The sequence below is a fragment of the Nonomuraea sp. NPDC049504 genome (assembly GCF_040676845.1).
GTDB classification, from domain to species: domain Bacteria; phylum Actinomycetota; class Actinomycetes; order Streptosporangiales; family Streptosporangiaceae; genus Nonomuraea; species Nonomuraea salmonea.
Genome location: NZ_JBFAPT010000050.1, coordinates 1 through 19,272 on the forward strand (window position 1 = coordinate 1; position 19,272 = coordinate 19,272).

16 protein-coding genes are annotated in these 19,272 nt (G+C 73.0%); 2 read left to right on the forward strand and 14 right to left on the reverse strand.

Annotated elements, in window-relative coordinates; all coding sequences use genetic code 11:
- Positions 1–156: 156 nt before the first annotated feature.
- The 10 genes from AB0K28_RS48860 to AB0K28_RS48905 all read right to left on the reverse strand — a co-directional run bounded on the left by AB0K28_RS48860 (position 157) and on the right by AB0K28_RS48905 (position 11,041).
- A complete protein-coding gene (locus AB0K28_RS48860; protein ID WP_345386002.1) occupies positions 157–1,116 on the reverse strand; it encodes an arabinan endo-1,5-alpha-L-arabinosidase in 960 nt (319 codons plus the stop codon).
- Between the two features lie 354 nt (positions 1,117–1,470).
- Positions 1,471–2,484 (reverse strand): LacI family DNA-binding transcriptional regulator, encoded by a 1,014-nt coding sequence (locus AB0K28_RS48865; protein WP_364384732.1) that lies wholly within the window; start codon positions 2,482–2,484, stop codon positions 1,471–1,473.
- Positions 2,481–3,569: a Gfo/Idh/MocA family oxidoreductase gene (locus AB0K28_RS48870; protein ID WP_364384735.1), complete on the reverse strand. Its 1,089-nt coding sequence runs from the start codon at positions 3,567–3,569 to the stop codon at positions 2,481–2,483. The genes AB0K28_RS48865 and AB0K28_RS48870 overlap by 4 nt, the downstream gene beginning before the upstream one ends.
- Positions 3,566–4,411, reverse strand: a complete 846-nt coding sequence (locus AB0K28_RS48875; protein ID WP_364384738.1) for an amidohydrolase family protein — start codon at positions 4,409–4,411, stop codon at positions 3,566–3,568. Before AB0K28_RS48875 ends, AB0K28_RS48870 begins: the two co-directional genes overlap by 4 nt.
- 34 nt (positions 4,412–4,445) lie before the next feature.
- Entirely contained in the window at positions 4,446–4,907 is a 462-nt protein-coding gene (locus tag AB0K28_RS48880; RefSeq protein WP_345385996.1) for a VOC family protein, read from the reverse strand.
- A complete protein-coding gene (locus AB0K28_RS48885) occupies positions 4,904–5,878 on the reverse strand; it encodes a transketolase C-terminal domain-containing protein (RefSeq protein WP_364384743.1) in 975 nt (324 codons plus the stop codon). Before AB0K28_RS48885 ends, AB0K28_RS48880 begins: the two co-directional genes overlap by 4 nt.
- Positions 5,871–6,818 carry a thiamine pyrophosphate-dependent dehydrogenase E1 component subunit alpha gene (locus AB0K28_RS48890; RefSeq protein WP_364384746.1) on the reverse strand — a complete coding sequence of 316 codons (948 nt, stop codon included), beginning with the start codon at positions 6,816–6,818 and terminating at the stop codon, positions 5,871–5,873. The genes AB0K28_RS48885 and AB0K28_RS48890 overlap by 8 nt, the downstream gene beginning before the upstream one ends.
- Positions 6,811–8,355, reverse strand: a complete 1,545-nt coding sequence (locus AB0K28_RS48895; RefSeq protein ID WP_364384749.1) for an adenylosuccinate lyase family protein — start codon at positions 8,353–8,355, stop codon at positions 6,811–6,813. The genes AB0K28_RS48890 and AB0K28_RS48895 overlap by 8 nt, the downstream gene beginning before the upstream one ends.
- Position 8,356: 1 nt before the next feature.
- A complete protein-coding gene (locus tag AB0K28_RS48900; protein WP_364384752.1) occupies positions 8,357–9,115 on the reverse strand; it encodes an SDR family NAD(P)-dependent oxidoreductase in 759 nt (252 codons plus the stop codon).
- 132 nt (positions 9,116–9,247) lie between these two features.
- On the reverse strand, positions 9,248–11,041 hold the full coding sequence (locus AB0K28_RS48905) for an aldehyde ferredoxin oxidoreductase C-terminal domain-containing protein (RefSeq protein ID WP_364384755.1): 1,794 nt from the start codon (positions 11,039–11,041) through the stop codon (positions 9,248–9,250).
- 146 nt (positions 11,042–11,187) lie between these two features.
- Between AB0K28_RS48905 and AB0K28_RS48910 the strand changes: the two genes are divergently transcribed.
- On the forward strand, positions 11,188–12,456 hold the full coding sequence (locus AB0K28_RS48910) for a cation:proton antiporter (protein ID WP_364384758.1): 1,269 nt from the start codon (positions 11,188–11,190) through the stop codon (positions 12,454–12,456).
- A 13-nt stretch (positions 12,457–12,469) separates the two neighbouring features.
- Here AB0K28_RS48910 and AB0K28_RS48915 read toward each other — a convergent pair whose 3' ends face one another.
- Positions 12,470–14,548, reverse strand: a complete 2,079-nt coding sequence (locus tag AB0K28_RS48915) for a serine/threonine-protein kinase (RefSeq protein WP_364384761.1) — start codon at positions 14,546–14,548, stop codon at positions 12,470–12,472.
- A 175-nt stretch (positions 14,549–14,723) separates the two neighbouring features.
- Complete coding sequence (locus AB0K28_RS48920; RefSeq protein WP_364384764.1) at positions 14,724–15,551, reverse strand: AMP-binding protein; 828 nt, start codon at positions 15,549–15,551, stop codon at positions 14,724–14,726.
- 330 nt (positions 15,552–15,881) lie between these two features.
- On the opposite strand from AB0K28_RS48920, the gene AB0K28_RS48925 reads away from it, so the two are divergent.
- Positions 15,882–16,790 carry a transglycosylase SLT domain-containing protein gene (locus tag AB0K28_RS48925; RefSeq protein ID WP_364384767.1) on the forward strand — a complete coding sequence of 303 codons (909 nt, stop codon included), beginning with the start codon at positions 15,882–15,884 and terminating at the stop codon, positions 16,788–16,790.
- A 30-nt stretch (positions 16,791–16,820) separates the two neighbouring features.
- Here AB0K28_RS48925 and AB0K28_RS48930 read toward each other — a convergent pair whose 3' ends face one another.
- Together AB0K28_RS48930 and AB0K28_RS48935 are read right to left on the reverse strand one after the other, a co-directional pair.
- A complete protein-coding gene (locus AB0K28_RS48930) occupies positions 16,821–18,575 on the reverse strand; it encodes a glycoside hydrolase family 15 protein (protein ID WP_364384770.1) in 1,755 nt (584 codons plus the stop codon).
- A 79-nt stretch (positions 18,576–18,654) separates the two neighbouring features.
- Positions 18,655–19,257 (reverse strand): hypothetical protein, encoded by a 603-nt coding sequence (locus tag AB0K28_RS48935; protein WP_364384773.1) that lies wholly within the window; start codon positions 19,255–19,257, stop codon positions 18,655–18,657.
- Between the last annotated feature and the right edge of the window lie 15 nt (positions 19,258–19,272).

The following is a 19,272-nucleotide window of genomic DNA, read 5'->3' on the forward strand; positions in this document are numbered from 1 at the left end:
CTAATAACAAAACCCACCCCCCCTCTCTCCACAATAAAAAAAACCATATTTCTTTTTAATTTCGTTTTTCGGGGGGGGGGGGCCCCCCGGGGGGGGGGGGGGGGGGCGCCCCACCCCCCCCCCGCCGCCGCAGGTCAGTGCGTGTTCAGTGCACGTTCAGTACACGTACGGCCAGCCGGCCGAGTCCCAGCCGATGAGATTCACGCCCAGTTTCGGCGTGCCGTTGTCGTTGCGGTCGTAGTAGTGGTAGACGAGCAGGTCGCCGTCCACGTCCGACATGACGCTCTGCCCGCCGGGGCCGACGACCTGGTCATGGGTCTCCAGCACCATCGTGCCGCCGCCGCTCAGCATCGAGCGGCCTGAGCGGTCCACGTACGGGCCCGTGGGGCTGGTGGAGCGGCCCACCTTGATCTTGTACGTGCTGTCCAGGCCCGCGCAGCACCGGTCGTAGGAGGCGAACAGGTAGTAGTAGTCGCCGTGCCTGACGATGTCGGGCGCCTCCACCGCGTACGGCGCGTCCGGCCGGGTCGCCAGGTGGTAGAGCGTGCGGTCGGAGGAGTGGCGCTTGCCGGTCGAGGGTTCGAGTCTGATCATCCTGATGCCCGTCCAGTACGACCCGAAGCTCAGCCACCACCGGCCCGAGGCGTCCACGAGCAGGTTGGGGTCGATGGCGTTGTGGTCGGAGCTCGTCGTCGTGCTGTGGACGATGCCCTGGTCGCTCCACGAGCCGGGCTGGCCGGTGGGGCTGGTGGCCAGGCCGATCGCCGAGTTGTTCGAGCCGAAGCTGGAGACCGCGTAGTACATCAGGTATCTCCCGCCCTGCTGGGAGATGTCGGGCGCCCACGGGTCGTTGCCCGACGAGTACGTCCGCCACCACGACGGCGGCGTGCGGAAGGCGGAGCCGGACCTGGTGAAGTGGATGCGGTCGGTGGAGGTGCGGGCCTCCAGGTAGCCGTGGGTGGAGTAGAGCACGTAGTTGGACGAGGTGCGGATCATCGTGGGGTCGTGCACGACCACGTCGCCGGTCACCCGGCCGGGGCCGGGATAGGCGAACGCGGCTCCCATGAGCGTGAGCGCCGCCACGATGGCGGCGGCGGGACGGAACAGGCGGCGCAAGGGTCCTCCTTCGATCGGGAAAGGTGACCGCTTCGCTCCGCCGGACGCTGCGCCGGTTGCGTCGCAGGCAATGTAGGCGCGCTTTTCCGCGAGCGTCAACCCTCGGGTGGCCGGGCGTGAAACTTACACGTTCGCCGGTTCCGTGGCCCTGCTGTGAGCTCGGAAGATGCGGATGCCGGCGGGCTCGGCTCTTGACGGAGCGCCTTGACGTCCTTAGCGTTCGGGCCACTTTCGACCCGCGATGTTAGCGCTAACACAAGCTCTGGCATCAGCGCCGCCGGAAGCCGCGCCGCGTCACAGGAACCGGCCGGACGCCCCCGCGTCCGGCCGCGCTCCGCCATGTCCCATCGATCTCTAGTGGGGCGGGGGAGCGGTGGAGCGTCGGTGGATGAGCTCGATGGGGCCGGTCAGCACTTCGGCGACCGTCGCGTCCGGGTCGAGGCCGCCCAGCAGCCTCACTCCGCGCCGGCCCAGCTCGGCGAGCGGCATCCGCACGGTGGTGAGCGCCGGGTTGAGGTAGCCGGCCAGGTCGAGGTCGTGCACCGCGACGATGGACACGTCGCGCGGGATCTCCAGCCCGGCCGCCCGTACGCCCTCCATCGCGCCGATGGCGGAGGCCACGTTCGCCACGAACACCGCCGTCGGCCGCTCGCCCTCGGGCGCCTCGGCCAGCAGCCTGGCCATCGCCGCGGCCCCGCCGGCCGGCGTGTAGCCGGCCGCCGTGATCGGCCCCTCGGGCAGGCCGGCGTCGCGCATCGCCGCCGAGTAGCCGGCCGACCTGCGCGCGGCCGTGTCGGCGCGCGACGGTCCCGCGAGGTGCGCGATGCGGCGGTGGCCCAGGCGTACCAGGTGCTCGACGGCGAGCGCGGCGGCTCGCTGGTCGTCGAGGATGACGTAGCGCTTGACGCCCTGGCTGCGGTTGTTGAGCATCAGCCACGGGATCGCCGCCTGGTCGAGCTGCGCGGCCAGGTCCGCGTCCTCGCCCGTGCCGGCCAGCAGCAGCCCGTCGATGCGGCCCTGCCCGATGCGGTCCATGTACTCGCCGAGCCCGGCCCCCGTGGCGCTGCCGGTGACCAGCACGTAGCCCTGCGCGGCGGCCTCCGACTCGGCGCCCTTGATGATCTCGGCGTAGACGGGGTTGGCGAAGTCAGGGATGAACAGCCCGAACATGTGCGCCCGCGACGTGCGCAGGCTGCGCGCCGCCACGTTCGGCCGGTAGCCCAGCTCCTCGATCGCGGCCAGCACCCGCTCGCGCGTCTCCTGCCGGATGTTGAGCGTCGGATCCTTGTTGACGACGCGCGAGACGACGGCCCTGTCGACCCGCGCCATCGCGGCGACGTCGGCGAGCGTCACCCGGGCGCGCTTCATGCCGGTGATCCCGGGCGTACGCTCCGGCCGCTGTCCATCGACCGGTAGAGCGCGTCGAGCAGGCGCAGCGTGCCGAGGTTGTCGGCGCCCGACGTCTCGGGCTCGCCGCCCTCGGCGACAGCCCGCAGCAGCGACCCCATCGGCCCGGCCACCGCGTCGGGCAGCCAGCGCCGGGTCACCGGGTACGGCAGCCATCCGTCCGTCGGCAGCGCCCGGCTGCTCACCTCCAGGGTGTCGGGGCGGCCGTGCGGATAGTCGTACAGCAGGCCGAGCGTGCCCCTGATCGCGCCCTCGGCGCCGTCGATGCGGAAGGCCGCCTCGCCGTCGCCGGTGCGGTTCTCGTGGGTGGCGTGCACCAGCGCCCGCACCTCGCCGGGGTAGACCAGCGTGCTCATCGTGCGCGTCTCACCCTTGGCGACCTGGCCCGGCGTCCGGCTGCCGGTGCAGAAGACCAGCTCGGGGTCGCCCAGGACGGACCTGATCGCGTCGAGGTAGTGGATCGAGTGGTAGACGATCTCCAGCCGGTCGGTGGTGACCAGCCAGTCCCACGCGCTCCAGTCGGTGAAGATGTTCACGGTGAACGTCATCGCCGTCGGCTCGCCGATCCAGCCCCGCCGCACCATCGCGCGCGCGGCCGCGATGCCCTCGTCGAAGCGGAGCTGCTGGTTGACCGCGATCTTGCGGCCGGCCGCCGCAGCGAGGCCCACCAGCTCCTGGCCGGTGGCCACGTCGGGCGCGAACGGCTTCTGGCAGAGCAGGTGCTTGCCGGCCGCCAGCGCCTGCCGCGCGACGCCCGGCTGCGCGCCCGGCGCGACCGCGACGTCCACGACCTCGGCCCGCTCGTCGGCCAGCAGCTCCTCCAACGTCCCGTACACGCGCGGCACGCCGTGCCGGGCGGCGACCTCGGCGGCGCGGCCCGCGTCGAGGTCGAACAGCCCGGTCACCTCCAGCCCCGCCTGCCGGTAGGCGGGCAAGTGAGCCACGTCCACGATGGCCCCGGCGCCCACGATCGCGACCGGCCTGCGGTGCTCCGCCGGGATCGTCAGGTCGGCGGCGGCCGCGATGGGCGCGAACACGTCGATCACCGCTCCTCCATCCCGTAGCAGCGGGCGGCGGTGCCGCCGAGCACCTGCGCGCGGCCGGCCTCGTCCAGGCCCGACAGGGCGACCTGCGTCTCCCGCCACACCTTGGCGTAGTCGCCGGCCAGTGTGGCCACCGGCCAGTCGCTGCCGAACATCAGCCGCTCGGGGCCGAACAGCTCGATCGCGTGCTCGACGTACGGCCGCAGGTCCTCGCCGGTCCACGTCCCGGCGTCGGCCGCGGTGTTCAGCCCCGACACCTTCGCGTACACGTCAGGGCACTGCGCCGCCCGCGCCAGCAGCGACGCCCACGGCTCCCACCCCTTGTCCTTGATCGGCGGCTTGGCCAGGTGGTCGATCACCATGCGCAGCCCCGGCACCCGCTCGGCCAGCACCGGCACGTGCTCCAGATGCCGGGGGAGCACCGCCACCACGTCGAACGGCAGCCCGGCCGCCGCCAGCAGCCGCAGCCCCTCGATCACGGGCTCCTGGAGCACCCAGTCGGGGTCGGGCTCGTCGTGGATGAGGTGCCTGATCCCGGCGAACCTGGCGTGCCGCCGGTACCGCTCCAGCGCCTCGGCCGCCTCATCGGGCCGCGCCAGCGGCACCCAGCCGACGACCGCCCCGATCACGTCGTACGCGTCCGCCTGCGCCAGCATCGCGTCGGTGTCGGCGTAGGAGTCCATCGCCTGCACCAGCACCGTGCGGTCCACGCCCGCCGCGGCGAGCTGGGGCAGCAGCTCGGACGGCTCGAACGTACGGAAGATCGGCCCCGACTCCGGCGTCAGCCAGGGGTACGAACCCGTCTCCAGGTTCCAGAAGTGCTGGTGGGCGTCGATGACGGTCATCCAGCTTCCCTTCCCATGATCAATCGTTTGAGCGTCACAAGGTAGCAGGAGGTTGGACGAGTTCCAGCGTGATCTCGTCCGGGTCCAGGAAGTAACAGGCGTAACCGCCCTTGTTGACCCCCGCGGTGATCTCGGCGGGCGGGTTGACGAAGCGCACCCCGGCCGCCGACAGCCGGGCGTGCTCGGCCCGCGCGTCCTCGACGGTGAGCGCCAGGTGGGCGGCGCCGGGCAGGTGGCGGGCCGGGTCGCGGGCTTCGCCGCGCGGGCGTACGTACTCGACCAGCTCCAGGTCGTGCGTGGAGACGCCGCGCGGCTGCCCCGGCACGGCGAGCTGGGCCACCCGCAGCACCGCGCCGGGATGGCCGACCAGCCGCCGGGTGTAGGCGTTGTCCTGGGTCTGCGTGTGCACCAGCGTGAAGCAGAGCAGGTCGCGGTAGAAGGCCACGGACCTGTCGAGATCGGCCACCGTGAACGAGAAATGCCAGACGCCTCTCATCCCTTCACCAGCTCACGTACGCTCCCGGCGATCCGGGCGGCGTCCGGCACCAGCGACTCGGCCAGCACCGGCGCGGCCGGCATGCGCACGTCCGGCGTGCCGATCCTGATCGGCGGCGCGAGCAGCGGCGCCCCCGCCTCCGTGACGCGGGCGACGACCTCGGCGCCGAAGCCGCCGGTGACGTTCGCCTCGTGGACGACCGCGAGCCGGCCCGTCCGCCGGACGCCGCCGAGCACCGCGCCGACGTCGAACGGGTTGAGCCACGGCGTCTCCAGCACCTGCGCCTCGACACCCTCGGCGGCCAGCCGCTCGGCCGCCTCCAGCACCCGGTGCGTCATCGCCCCCCAGGTCACGATCGTCACGTCCGAGCCGTCGCGGCGGGTGCGCGCCCCGCCCATCGGCCTGACCGGGCCGTCGGTCTCGACCGGCTCCTTGGCGCCGGAGTACAGCGTGCGGTTCTCGATCACCAGGACCGGGTCGTCGCCGTGCACCGCCGTCACCAGCAGGTCGTACGCGTCCTGCGGCGTGCTCGGCATGCACACCCGCAGCCCCGGCACGTGCAGGAACAGCGCCTCCAGCGACTGCGAGTGCTGCGCGCACGCGCCGGGCGCGTTGCCCTGCTGGGTGCGGATCGTCAGCGGCGCCGTCAGCCGGCCGGCCGAGACGTACCGCACGTTGGCCGCCTGGTTGACGATCTGGTCCAGCGCGACCAGCGAGAAGTCGGCCCACATGATCTCCACGATCGGGCGGCGGCCGAACATCGCCGCCCCCACCGCGCTGCCGAGGATCGCCGACTCGCTGATCGGGGTGTCGAAGACCCGCTCGCCGTACTGCCTGCGCAGCCCCCGCGTCACCCCGAACACGCCGCCAGGCACGGCCACGTCCTCGCCGTAGACCAGCGTCTGCGGCAGCTCCTCCATCACCCGGTGCAGGGCCGCGTTCACGGCCTCGCCGTAGGTCAGCTCACGCATGAAGGTGCTCCCTCGCCGTCGCCGGGTCGGCGGGCGGCGCCGCCTGCGCGGCCGCCGCCGCGGCCTCCGTCTCCTCGCGGGCCCGCCGCTCCACCGCGTCGATCTCCCGCTCCGGCACGCCGTCGGCCAGCAGGCCCGCGCGCAGCCGCGCGATCGGCTCCCCGCGCCTGATCCGGTCCAGCTCGCCCGGCTGCCGGTAGGTCTCGGCGTCGCCGATGTAATGGCCCACCAGCCGCTCCGTCATGCACTCCAGCAGCGTCGGCCCGCCGCCCTCGCGGGCCACCTCCAGCGCGTCGCGCACGTGGAAGCGCACCGCCTCCGCGTCGTTGCCGTCCACACGGTGGCCCGGCATCCCGTACGCGGCGGCGCGGTCCGCGAGCCGCGGGTTGCCCACCATGCCGGCGATCGGCGTCAGCTCCGAGTAGCGGTTGTTCTCGCACACGAACACCACCGGCAGCTTGAAGGCCGCGGCGAAGTTCATCGCCTCGTGCACCGCGCCCTGGTTCATCGCGCCGTCGCCGAACACGCTCACCGCGACCCGGCCGGAGCCGTCGTGCCGGCCCGCCAGCGCCGCCCCGCAGGCCAGCGGCGCGCCCGCGCCGACGATCGAGTTCTCGCCGTGGAAGCCGTACTCGGCGGCCGTGAAGTACGCCGAACCGCCGCGCCCCCCGTTGACCCCGCTCGCCCGGCCCATCAGCTCCGCGAACAGCGGCTCCGCCGGGACCCCGCGCGCCAGCGCCCAGCCGTGCCCCCGGTAGGTCGCGAACAGCGCGTCCTGCTCCTCCAGCTCGCCGCACGCCCCGGCCGGGATCGCCTCCTGCCCGATGCACAAATGCACCGACCCGACGATCGGGCCCTGCGCCCGCAGGTCGCGCACCTTCTCCTCGAACGCGCGGATCCGCCACATGGCCAGCAGATCCGCCAGCCGCCGCTCACTCATGCCCGCTCCTCAGCACTCGTTCTTCAGGTGCTCGTTCTTCGGGTGCTCGTTCTTCGGGCGCTCGTTCCTCCTGCGCTCGCTTTCCGGGCGCCCGCTCCGGCGCCTGCCCTGCGGGCGCCTCCCTCCAGGCATTGAGCGCCGCGGCGCAGATCGCCCCGGCGTCGCCGACGTAGGACTCCGGCGGGATGGGCAGCGGGCCCAGGCTCTCCAGGTCGCCGGGCCCTGCCGTCCCGCGCAGCGCGTCGGCCAGCGCCAGGCCCTGCTCGCGCGCCTCGTGCGCCGCCCGGTAGACCAGGTCGTGCGCGCGCTCCCTGCCCAGCGCCGGCGCCAGGCGCATCATGTACGCCTCCGCCATGATCAGGCCGCCCTCCGCGTCCAGGTTGGCCCGCATCGCCTCCGGATAGACCCGCAGGCCCGCCGCCACGTCGGCGGCCGTGGCCAGCGCGCCCGCGGCCAGCTCCGCCAGCAGCGGCACCACGTACCACTCCACCTGCCACTCGCCGGCCGCCCGCTCGTGCCCCGCCTCCATCGCGCGGAACAGGCCAGAGCTGAGCGCGCCCGCCGTGCCCGACATGCCGATCACGGCCTCGCAGCCGATCGGGTTCGCCTTCTGCGGCATCGTCGAGGAGGCGCCCCTGTGGTGGCCGCCCGCCTCGCGCACCTCGCCCACCTCGGTCCTCGACAGGTCCACGACCTCCCGGGCGAAGCGGGCCGCCGTCGCCGCCAGCGACGCGCACGTCACGCCGAACTCCGCCACGCCGTCCCTCGCCACGTGCCAAGGCACCTCGGCCGTCCGCAGGCCCAGCTCGCGCGCCATGACCGCGCGGACGTCGGAGGAGCGCCCGCCCATGGCCGCCGAGGTGCCGCCCGCGCCGAACAGCGACACCACCCGCACCTGCCGCCCGGTCGCGGCCACCCGCTCGCGCTGCCGCGTCACCTCCGCCAGCAGCACCGCCATCTTCGCCCCGAACGTCGTCGGCACCGCCTGCTGCGCGTGCGTGCGGGCCGCGACGACCGTGCCCGCGTGCTCGCCCACCAGCCGCGCCACCGCGTCGCCGAACCCGCGCAGCAGCTCGGCCAGCCGGTCTAGCGCCTCGCCGAGCTGCAGGGACAGGCCGGTGTCCATGATGTCCTGGGTGGTCGCGCCGTAGTGCACGCGCCCGTCCGGCCCTTCGGGCAGCGCCGCCGCGATCATCCTGACGAGGGGGAGGATCGGGTAGCCCACGTTCACCGCCTCCGACCACAGGCGCGGCAGGTCCACCGTGGCGGGCACGCAGGCCGCGGCGATCGCCGCCGCGTCCTCTCGCGTGATCACGCCGGTCTCCGCCTGCGCCCTGGCCAGCGCCGCCTCCGTACGCAGCCAGGCCAGCACCGTGCGCTCGGCGGAGAAGATCTCGGCCATCGCGGGGTCACCGAACAGCTCGGGCAGCAGCTTGAACGTCTGCCGTGTCGGCTGCCGTGTCGTCTGGTGGGCCGTCTGGTGGGCCGTCTGGGGGATCGTCTGGGGGATCGTCTCCGGGGTCCTCCGGGGGGTCAAGTCAGTTCATCTCCAGTCCGCCGTCGACGTTGAGCGCCTGGCCGGTCACGAACGACGCCAGGTCGCTGGCCAGGAACAACACCGCCGCCGCCACCTCCTCGGGCCGCCCCACCCGCTTGAGCGGCGAGCGCTCGCCGACCTCCTTCAGGTAGCCCTCCCCGGCCCCTGGGCCGAAGTGGCGGTCGCGGTCGCTGATGATCTCCTCCCACATGGGGGTGAGGACAACGCCGGGGCAGACCGCGTTCACCCGTACGGGGGCCAGGGCCTCTGCCGCCGACCTGGTCAGCGACAGCAGCGCCGTCTTGCTCGCCGAGTAGTGGGCCGCGTTCGGCCGGCCCGAGCGGGCGGCCACCGAGGCCAGCGTCACGATCGAGCCGGCGCCCTGCCCGGCCATCCGCCGCCCGGCCGCCTGCGTCAGCCAGAAGGTGGCGTTGAGGTTGACGTCCACGACGCGCAGCCACTCGCCGGGCTCGATGTCGAGCAGCGGCGTGGTGCGCATGATGCCGGCGCAGTTGACCAGCACGTCGAGCCGGTCGAGCCCGTCCACCAGGGCTGCGGCCTGGGCGCGGTCGGTGAGGTCGGCCGGCCGCGCCGCCGCGCCCAGCTCCGCCGCCGCCCGGCTCAGGCGCGGGCTTTCGAGGTCGGAGAGCACGACATCGGCTCCCGCGTCGGCCAGGGCACGGGCGCAGGCGAACCCGAGACCGCCCGCGCCGCCGGTGACGAGCGCGGTGCGGCCGGTCAGGTCGATCGTGACAGGCATCCGTCTCCCTCTTCCGGGTCAAACGTTTGACCAGACCCTAACAAGGAGCCAGCAAACGGAACAAGGGATCGTTCAATCGTTTTTATCGGGATATTTCCCCGATTGACCAGACAGGTGAAACGAACCGCGCGGTCAGGAGGCGTGAGCCCAGCCCAGCTCCTCGTAGAAGGCCCGGCGTGCGCGCGTGAATGCCTCCCTGTTCAGCACCGCTCCCTCATAGGGGCCGGTCGTGATCGGCTCGTCGTGCAGGCGGGCCGGCAGGTCCTCGCTCAGCAGGTCGGGGAAGCCGTCAGACGCCGCGGCCTCGCGCAGCGCGTAGGCGCGCATCCCGTCCAGGCGGGCCTGGCCGGCGGCCAGCAGGTCGTCCAGCGTGAACGGCTCCCCGAGCACGGCCGTCACCAGCGTGGTCAGGCGGTCGATGGTGAGCGGGCGGGTCGGGGTGGAGGCGAAGACGCACAGGTTGAGCGCGTCCAGGCCGCTCCACAGGCGCAGCAGGCGTGCGCTGCGCCGGCCGCGCTCCTCGTTCAGCTCACCGGCCGGGGCGGGGGCGGCGCCGGCCCTGGCGGCCTCGGGGAAGCTGTAGCCGAGCCCGGCGACCGGGTCGAAGTCGAGATCGTGCTCCAGGGCGTCGTAGCGGGGGCCGCCGGGGGCGAGGGCGTACCCGAGGCCGATGCCGGGCTGCGGGCGCGGGTCGAAGCACGGCAGCTCGGCGCCCTTGGCCGTCATCGCGTACGTCCGCGCCTCGGGCCCCAGGCGCCGCGCCGCCCTGGCGGACCCCTCCGCCAGCAGGTCGCCGAGGGGGCCCGACCGGGTGGCGACGTCCTCGATCAGCTCCGGCAGCGCCGCCGCGTCCCCGAACGCCGGCCCGCCCGGCAGCAGCCCGCGCCCCGCGCACTCCATCGCGAAGGCCAGCGTGCCGCCGAGCGAGACCTGGTCGAGACCGAGGTCGTTGCAGCGGGCGTTGGCGGCGAGCACGGCGTCGAGGTCGTCGATGCCGAGATTCCACCCCAGCGACAGGAACGCCTCCTGCCCCAGCCCACCGGTCCGCCCGCCGTACACCTTGAGACAGTCGTTAGGACAGCCGGGACAGGCGCCGGTCGTGGCCACCGCCCGCCCGTCGTAGTCCCCCTCGACCGGAACCCGCAGCCCAGGCGGCCCCGGCACGGAGAAATTCCGGACGGAGGCGTACCCGGGGGCGAGCGTGTCCCCGACCCACCCGGCGAACCCCGGCACGCCGGCCTGCAGCGCGGCGAGCGGATTGGTGGCGAGCGCCCCCTGGTAGTAGGCGCCCAGCGCCGCGACGGTCCCAGGATCGGCCACCTGGGCCGGCGCACCGGACCCCACGCACACGATGGCCTTCAGATTCTTGGCCCCGAACACCGCACCCAGCCCGTAACGTCCGGCGGCGAAGGCGTAGTCGGTGACGACACTGGCGTACCGGACGAGATTCTCACCCGCCGGCCCGATCGCCGCCACGTGCGCGCCCTCGCCGTGCCGCTCCCGCAGCGCGTCGGTGGCGGCCGCCACCCCCAGCCCGCTCAGCTCACCGCACTCACGCACGCTCACCTCGCCGCCCTGGATCAGCAGGTACGACACCCGCTCGGCCCGCCCCGTCACCGCGAGAGCCCTGGCCCCGGCGGCCCGCATCCCCGCCGCGAACGGCCCCAGCGCGTGCGACTCCCCGGCCGCCCCGGTCAGCGGCGACTTGGCCAGGAACACCGCCTTGGCCAGCCCAGGCGCGTGCGTCCCACCGAGCATCCCGGCCGCGACGTACAGCAGCGCGCGCGGATCGTACGGATCGAGCCCAGCCGCCGTCCGCTCACTGAGCAACCGCAACCCCAGCACGGACCCGCCGTAGTGCCCCTTCTCCGCCGTCCGATCTTCCCTCTCGATGTTCCCGCTGCTCAGATCCACGATGAACGGCACCGCACGGCCTCCCGAACTCGGATGCTGGAATCGGGCGGCACCACATCACATACCACGGCATCTCCGCAACCCCCGCCCAGGCGCACCCCCTTTCCATCAGGTGGAAGAAGGCGGGCAAGTGGTGATAAAGAGTGATCTTCCGGGCAGTGACCGGAGTGATGTCCACCCTCGACCTCATGCTGGCGCTCGGCGGTGCCGCCGCGCTGCTCGCCGCCATCCTCCCCGACGTGCTGGCACGCCGCCCCGTGTCGCTGCCGCTGGTCTACCTGGTGGCGGGCGTGCTGCTGTTCGCGCTGCCCATCGGGCTGCCCGAGCCCGACCCGATCACCCACCGAACGGCGCTGGAACATATCACCGAGCTGTGCGTGGTCATCTCGCTCATGGGCGCGGGCCTGGCCATCAACCGGCGGACCGGCCCGCGCGGCTGGTCCACGACCTGGCGGCTGCTCGGCCTCGCCATGCCGATCACCGTCGTCATGGTGGCCGCGGCCGCCGTCGCGCTGCCCGGCTGGCCGCTCGCGGCGGCGCTGCTGCTCGGGGCAGTGCTCGCGCCCACCGACCCGGTGCTCGCCTCCGACGTGAGCGTCGGCGAACCCGTGGACGCCGAGAACGCCGACGACGAGGTCCGCTTCGCCCTCACCTCGGAGGCGGGGCTGAACGACGGGCTGGCCTTCCCCATCGTGTACGCCGCCATCGCCGTCGCCGTGTCCACCGGCGCCGGCTGGCTGGGGGAGTGGGCGCTGACCGACGTCCTCTACCGCACCGCCGCGGGACTGGTGGCGGGCCTGCTGATCGGGTACCTGCTCGGCCGGCTGTTCTTCCGCGGCGCGGCGGGCGGGCCGCCCCTGTCGGAGCGCCGCGACGGGTTCGTCGCCCTCGCGGCCACCTTCCTGGCGTACGGGGTGACGGAGCTCATCCATGGGTACGGCTTCATCGCCGTGTTCGTCACCGCCTGCGCCATCAGGAGAGCCGAGCACGGGCACGGCTACAACAACGTCCTGCACGGGTTCGTCGAGCAGCTCGAGCGGCTGTTCACCGCCTGGCTGCTGCTCCTGCTCGGCGGCTTCGTCGCCACCGGCGGCCTCGCGGCGCTCACCTGGCGCGGCGCCGCCGTCGGCCTGCTGCTCCTGCTGGTGATCCGCCCGCTGGCGGGCTGGCTGAGCCAGTGGGGCGGCCGCGCCGGGCCCCGCGAGCGGCTGGCCATCTCGTTCTTCGGCATCCGGGGGGTCGGGTCGCTGTTCTACCTGGCGTACGCGCTCGGCGTGGCGGACTTCGGCGTACCGGCGGAGGAGTTGTGGGCGGTCACCGGCTTCACCGTCGTCGTCTCGGTGGTCCTGCACGGCATCACGGCCACGCCGATCATGCGCCACGTGGACGCCATCAGAGACGGCAGCACCGCCACCTCCGACCGGTGACCCCGCCCCCTGCTCAGGACGGCCCCAGGCTGTAGACGTACACCCAGCTCCCATCGTTGGCCCCGACGACGACCGGCCGGCCGTCCAGCTCGGCCAGTGCCAGGTCATAGAGCCCATTCGCCACGCGGGGGCCGAGCAGGCCGATGGTCTCGCCGTCGTCCAGGTCGCACACCCGGACGACCACCCCATGGGGCAGGTGGGCCACCACCGCGATGGGAACGTCGCCCAGCTGTCCCGCGACCAGCGCGATCGCGCGCCGGTCCGCTGTGACCTGCCACTTCCTCCTGCGCTCTCCGGTGACCAGGTCGTACACGCGCAGGGTGGCGTCGAGATGCGTGGAGACCAGCACCGGCTCGCCCCTGTCCACGCCGCAGGCCAGCAGATCGATGCCGCCGACCTTCTCCGTCGTGAACGAGCGCAGCAGCGTGCCCGAGGACAGCCGCCACAAGCGCACCCGGTTGGCGCCGTCGCCCGTCACCATGATGTCCTCGCCGTCCACGCGGCCGAACGCCAGGCCCCTGATGCCCTGGAAGTGGCCGGTGATGGCGGGGCCGATCTGCTTGCCCGTGGTGACGTCCCACAGGCGGACCACACTGTGCAGGTCCCGTAACTGATCGTATTTCTCCGACACCGCCACCGCCCGGCCGCCCGCCACCGTGACGGCGCGAACCCTGTCCTTGACCCGGTGAGTGGCGAGCCGCCGCCCGGACAGGTCCCACAGGTTCAGCCGGCCGTTGGAATGCCCTGACATCGCGACCGTCCGGCCGTCCACGGTGCCCACCGCGACCGACGCCACCCGGTCGCCGCCGTCGCCCAGCCGGGCGATCGGTTCGCCCAGCTCCCAGCCGAGAATGACTCCGTTCTCCGTGCCGCACACCACCGTGCTCCCCGCCGCGGCCAGCGCGGTCAGCTTCCCGGCGCTGCCGCGCGGCACCTCCACCGGCTCACCGAGCTCCGTCCCGAACGGCTCCACCGCCGCCGCCGGACTCGCGGACGGCGTCGGGGTCGCGGACGGCGTCGGGGTCGCCGAGGCGCGGGCGTCCGGCGTTCCGCCGGCACGCCCCTCCGCCGCCGGACTCGGCGACAGCCCGCCGTCCGCCCGCCTCGCAGGCGTGTCGTCCGGCCGTAGCAGCACGAACGCCGACCCGCCGAGCGCCGCCGCCACGACCCCGCCGATGAGCACCCGCCGGCCGACCCTGCCATCCCGCTCCTGCAGGTCCGCGGTGTCGGGGTAGGGCCCGGGGACGGGCGGCGGGGGAACGGCTTGGGTGTTGCCAGGGGGCGGGGTAGTGGGGCGGATCAGGATGGTGAGGAGGTCGCCGGGTGAGGGGCGGGCGGCGGGATCCTTGGCCAGGCAGGAGGCGATCAGGTCGCGTAAGGACGCGGGCACCCCCGTCAGGTCGGGGTCGCCGGTCAGGATGCGGTTCATGATCACGGCCATCGCGTCGCCGCCGAACGCCGGGCGGCCGGTGGCGGCGAAGACCATCGTGCCCGCCCAGCTGAACACGTCAGACGCGGGCCCCACCCGCTCCCCGCGGAACTGCTCGGGCGACATGTACGCCGGCGTCCCCACCGCGCCCGACGTCGCGGTGGTCGCGTCGAGCGCCCTGGCGATGCCGAAGTCGATGACGACGGGCCCGTCCGGCCCCATGAGGACGTTGCCAGGCTTGAAGTCCCGGTGCACGATCCCCGCCTGGTGGATGGCGGTCAGCGCGGTCAGGGTGGAGGTCGCCAGCCGGTGTAACGCCCCGCCGGTGCGCGGCCCCGAGACGCGGACGACCGCGAGGAGCGTGTCGCCGGGGACGTACTCGCTGACGATGTACGGCCGATCGTCCAGCATCCCGACGTCCAGCACCGCCGCCGTGCAGAACGCGGCCACCCGCCGCGCCGCCTCCACCTCGCGCAGGAACCCCCGCATGACGTCGCCGTCCTGGGCGAGGTGGCTGTGCAGCAGCTTGATGGCGACCTCGCGGCCCGTGCCGTCGACGCCGCGATAGACGGTGCCCTGCCCGCCGGAGCCGAGCACGCCGACGAGCCGGTGGTCACCGATGCGTACGGGGTCGGCGGGGCGGAGCGGGCGCATGTCCGGCATCCCGCTCCTTTCACGGACCTATCGCTGTGATCCATACGATAAGCCCGCCCCCGCCGGTTCCACACGCATGCCTCGCCGCCCGCCACGCCCGCAGGACGGCCCGATACGCCGAAAGCCCCCGATCAGCGCCGGACCGAAGCCGCGCGCACCCAGGTCTCGCGATCAGCCGAGCCGTTCACAGCAGCATTCGCAGCGTCGTTGACGGGCCGTTCAAGGGGCCGTTCACAGGGCCGTTCACAGGGCCGTTCGCAGGGCCGTTCGCAGAATCGTTCATGGGGCCGTTGATGGGGGAGCCGTACGCCGCCGCGCCCTCCCCGAACGCCGGCAACTCCAGCACGGTGCCGTCGAAGGCGGGCAGCCGCTCCCGCAACCCGCCGGGCACGAGTATGGTCCTGGCCCCCGAATCACGCAGGACCACCTCGATCCTGGCCGCCGGATAATCCGGATCAAGCGGCAGATAGGCGGCGCCGGTCTTCATCGCGGCGAGCATTCCCGCCATGGTCCCGGCCGTCCGCCCCGCGACGATCGCGACCACCTCCCCGTCCTTCACCCCGCCGGCCGCCCCACCGGCCGCCCCACCGGTCGCCCCGCCGGTCGCCCCGCCGGGGACACCACCCGTGCCACCGGCCGCCGTACCACCGGCACCGCCCGAACCGGCACCGCCCGAACCGGCACCACCCGAACCGGCACCACCCGAACCAGCGGCACCGCTTTGGCCTGTGTCACTGCCAGGGCCTGTGTCACTGCCAGGGCCGGCGGCATTGCCCGGGCCGGCCTCGATGAGGCGGGCCAGGCGGTCGGCGGCGGCGTTGAGCTCGCCGTACGAGACGGTGCCCTCGCCGTCCACCACCGCCGCCCGCTCCGGAGCCTTGGCCGCCCACTCCTCGAACAGCACCACCATCCCGGCCCTCCCGGGCCTTTCGGACAGCGGTGAGGCGGCGCCGTTCGCCCCGCCGTCGTTCCTGTGCCGGATCGGGGTCTCCCCCTGCGGCATTTCGCGCATCGCGCCATCCTTCGTACGGACAGGCATGGCGGCCTCAACGCTGAGACCGGACCGAACGCCCGCTACGAGAACCTCCGTGGGAACGCTCCCAACAACTTCCAGGGTAGGGAGACAGGCGCGCCGCGGTCCAGTGGAACCGGCAGCTCCACCGGCCGGCAAGCGGAAAACGCCCCTGACATCCCGGCTGACCAGCGCGTTCGCCGGACAACGTTTTGGCAACATTGCGGCGAGCAGTACCGCGAAGAACACCGATCGCCCCCGATTTGTTGGGAGCGCTCCCACAGCGCAAGCGCCCACACCCGCCCCGGACACCGGGTAGGTTCCGGAGTCATGAAGGCACGCCGCCGGCCCCGCCGGGCACCCGCGCTCGTCACCGCCGCCGCGCTCCTGCTCACGGCGGCCTGCGGCGCCCCGGCCCGGAGCGCGGGCAGCGAGCCGTCCCCGGCCGCCGCAACCCCCACCACGCAGGAGCCGGAGGTCGACCGGCTCCCCGAGCCGGGGAAGAAGCTCCCGAAGAGCGCGGCGGACCTGGCCACCGCGATCAGCGAGACCACCGAGAGGCTCAACGAGGCCATCGACGGGTGGACGAAGAGCGGCGAGCCCGAGCTGCCCGAGGACGTCGAGCTGCTCGCCCTCTACCACCAGCGCCTCTACCGCTGGGCCGCCCGCCACCCTGAGGTCGCCTCCAAGGCCTTCGCCCGCCTGCCCAAGAAGCTCAGGGCGCAGGCCGAGGACAACACCTCGGCGCTGCGCGAACTGCTCGCCCTGACCCGGCCGATCAAGCCGTCCGCGGTGTTCAGGACCCGCGACGCCCGCCCGGCCGGCGAGCTGCTCGGCTACTTCAAGAAGGCCGAGCGCCGCTTCGGGGTCGAGTGGGAGGTGCTGGCGGCGGTCATGTTCTCGGAGACGAAGTTCGGCCGGGTGCGGTCGGACAGCCACGCGGGGGCGCAGGGGCCGATGCAGTTCATGCCGGCCACCTGGAAGGCGTACGGGCTGGGCGGCGACGTGCAGGACCCGCGCGACGCCGTCATGGGCGCCGCCAACTACCTCAAGGCCACCGGCGCTCCGCGCGACTACCGCAGGGCCCTGCACGCCTACAACCCGTCGCAGGCGTACGTGAACGCGATCCTGCTGCACGCCCGCCAGATCAAGCGCGACCCGCGCGCCTACTACGCCTATTACGCCTGGCAGGTCTTCGTCCTCACGACGGAGGGCGAACGCCGCCTGACGGGCCCGTGAGCGAACGCCGCCGCACCGCCCCGTGACGGATCAGGACAGCGCGCGGGCCGCGTGCACCAGGGGCACGTGGCTGAAGGCCTGCGGGAAGTTGCCGACCAGCCGCCCGTAGCGCGGGTCATACTCTTCGGCGAGCAGCCCCACGTCGTTGCGCAGCGTCAGCAGCCGCTCGAACAGCTCCTTCGCCTCCTCCTTGCGCCCCTGCATGGCCATCACCTCGACCAGCCAGAAGCTGCACGCGAGGAACGCGCCCTCGCCGCCGGGCAGGCCGTCCACGTCGTTGTCGGCGGCCAGCGGGTAGCGCAGCACGAAGCCGTCGGCCATCAGCTCCTTCTCGATGGCCGCGACCGTGCCCGCCACCCTGGGGTCGTCGACGGGCAGGAAGCCCACCATGGGGATCATCAGCAGCGCGGCGTCGAGCTCGGACGAGCCGTACGACTGGGTGAAGGTGTTGCGCTCGGCGTCGAAGCCCTTGTCGCACACCTCGGCGTGGATGGCGTCGCGCAGCGTGCGCCACTTCTCGACGGGGCCGACGCGGTCGAACTGCTCGACGTACTTGACGGCCCGGTCGAGCGCCGCCCAGCACATGATCTTGGAGTGCACGAAGTGGCGGCGCGGGCCGCGCACCTCCCACAGGCCCTCGTCGGGCTCGTCCCAGTGGTCCTCCACGTAGTCGAGGAGCTGGCGCTGGATCGTCCAGGCCCGGTCGTCCGGCCACAGGCCGCGGGTGCGGGCGGTGAACAGGCAGTTCATCACCTCGCCGTACACGTCGAGCTGGAGCTGCTTGACCGCCTCGTTGCCGATGCGGACGGGACGGGAGCCCTCGTAGCCGTCGAGCCAGTCGAGCATCAGCTCGGGCAGGCGGCGCTCGCCGGCGACGCCGTACATGATCTGGAGGTCCTGGGGGCGGCCGGCGATGGCGCGCAGCAGCCAGCCGCGCCAGTCGGCGGCCTCTTCGAGGTAGCCGGAGCTGATGAGCGCGTCGAGCGTCAGCGTCGCGTCGCGCAGCCAGCAGAAGCGGTAGTCCCAGTTGCGCACCCCGCCGAGGTCCTCGGGCAGCGACGTGGTGGGCGCGGCGACGATGCCGCCGGTCGGCGCGTACGTCAGCCCCTTCAGCGTGATCAGCGACCGGACCACGGCCTCGCGGTACGGCCCCTCGTAGGTGCACTTCGCCACCCACTCGGCCCAGAACGCCTCGGTCTCGCCGAGCTGGTTCTCGCACTCGATCTGCGGCGGCATCGGCTCGTGGGAGGGATGCCAGGTGAACACGAACGGCAGCCGTTCGCCCTCGTTGACGGTGAACGTGGCCCGGTGGGCGTAGTCGCCGCCCTTGAGCGGCACGGGGGAGTGCAGCCACACGGAGTCGGGGCCGCCGATGGCCTGCAGGTGGCCGTTGGTGCGCCGCACCCAGGGCACGATGCGGCCGTAGTCGAAGCGCACGCGCAGCTGGGTGGACATCTCGACGCTGCCGGAGACGCCCTCGACGATGCGGACGACGTCGGGGTTGCGGTCGCGCGGCGGCATGAAGTCGATCACCCGGACGGTGCCCGTGGGGGTGTCCCACTCGCTCTCCAGGATGAGCGTGTCGGGGCGGTAGCGGCGCCGGGTGGCCGGTCTGCGCCCGGTGGGCCCGAGCCACCAGTGCCCGTTGCGCTCGCTGCCGAGCAGCGCCGCGAAGCACGAGGGCGAGTCGAACCTGGGCAGGCAGAGCCAGTCGATCGAACCGTCGCGCGCGACGAGCGCGGCGGACTGCATGTCTCCGATCAGGGCGTAATCCTCGATCCGCATGCCTAGACGGTACTCGGCGCGGGGTGATCCCGGGTCCGGGCCGATCATGTCGCGTCAGGTCCGGCCCGGACGCCCGGGATCACGTCAGGGGGAACCAGCGGGTGAACAGCTGGACCAGCGGTCCGATGGCCAGCGCGAACACCAGGGTGCCCAGGCCCACGGTGCCGCCGAGCAGCGCGCCCGCGGCCAGCATGGTGACCTCGATGACGAGCCGGGCGACGCGTACGGACAGGCCGAGGCGGACCAGGCCGGTCATGAGGCCGTCGCGGGGACCCGCGCCCATGCCGGCGCCGATGTAGAACAGGGTGGCGAAGGCCACGGTGGCGACGGCGAGACCCACATAGACGATCTGGACGGCGAGGACATCGGGCGTGGGCAGCAGATGGAGTGCGGCGTCGGCGAACAGGCCGACGAACACCACGTTGCTGATCGTCCCCAGGCCGGGCTTCTGCTTCAGCGGGATCCACAGCAGCATGACCAGCGCGCCGGCCAGGATGATGACGGTGCCGATGGTCAGGCCGAGCTTCAGGGCGACGCCCTGGTGGAAGACGTCCCAAGGGCCGTTGCCGAGACCCGACTCGACCTGCAGGGCGAGGCCGAGGCCGTACATCGCGAGCCCGCCGTAGAGGCGGAGGAGGCGCACCGGGAAGGAGCGCGGCCGTGGGACGGTGGTTTCACTCATAGTGGCTCCACAGTG

Bases quoted from the DNA above. Each gene is read 5' to 3' on its own strand.
- AB0K28_RS48930 (WP_364384770.1), bottom strand. From the start codon at position 18,575: ATGCGGATCGAGGATTACGCCCTGATCGGAGACATGCAGTCCGCCGCG.
- AB0K28_RS48925 (WP_364384767.1), top strand. From the start codon at position 15,882: ATGAAGGCACGCCGCCGGCCCCGCCGGGCACCCGCGCTCGTCACCGCC.
- AB0K28_RS48920 (WP_364384764.1), bottom strand. From the start codon at position 15,551: ATGCGCGAAATGCCGCAGGGGGAGACCCCGATCCGGCACAGGAACGAC.
- AB0K28_RS48935 (WP_364384773.1), bottom strand. From the start codon at position 19,257: ATGAGTGAAACCACCGTCCCACGGCCGCGCTCCTTCCCGGTGCGCCTC.
- AB0K28_RS48880 (WP_345385996.1), bottom strand. From the start codon at position 4,907: ATGAGAGGCGTCTGGCATTTCTCGTTCACGGTGGCCGATCTCGACAGG.
- AB0K28_RS48885 (WP_364384743.1), bottom strand. From the start codon at position 5,878: ATGCGTGAGCTGACCTACGGCGAGGCCGTGAACGCGGCCCTGCACCGG.
- AB0K28_RS48865 (WP_364384732.1), bottom strand. From the start codon at position 2,484: ATGAAGCGCGCCCGGGTGACGCTCGCCGACGTCGCCGCGATGGCGCGG.
- AB0K28_RS48890 (WP_364384746.1), bottom strand. From the start codon at position 6,818: ATGAGTGAGCGGCGGCTGGCGGATCTGCTGGCCATGTGGCGGATCCGC.
- AB0K28_RS48875 (WP_364384738.1), bottom strand. From the start codon at position 4,411: ATGACCGTCATCGACGCCCACCAGCACTTCTGGAACCTGGAGACGGGT.
- AB0K28_RS48915 (WP_364384761.1), bottom strand. From the start codon at position 14,548: ATGCCGGACATGCGCCCGCTCCGCCCCGCCGACCCCGTACGCATCGGT.
- AB0K28_RS48900 (WP_364384752.1), bottom strand. From the start codon at position 9,115: ATGCCTGTCACGATCGACCTGACCGGCCGCACCGCGCTCGTCACCGGC.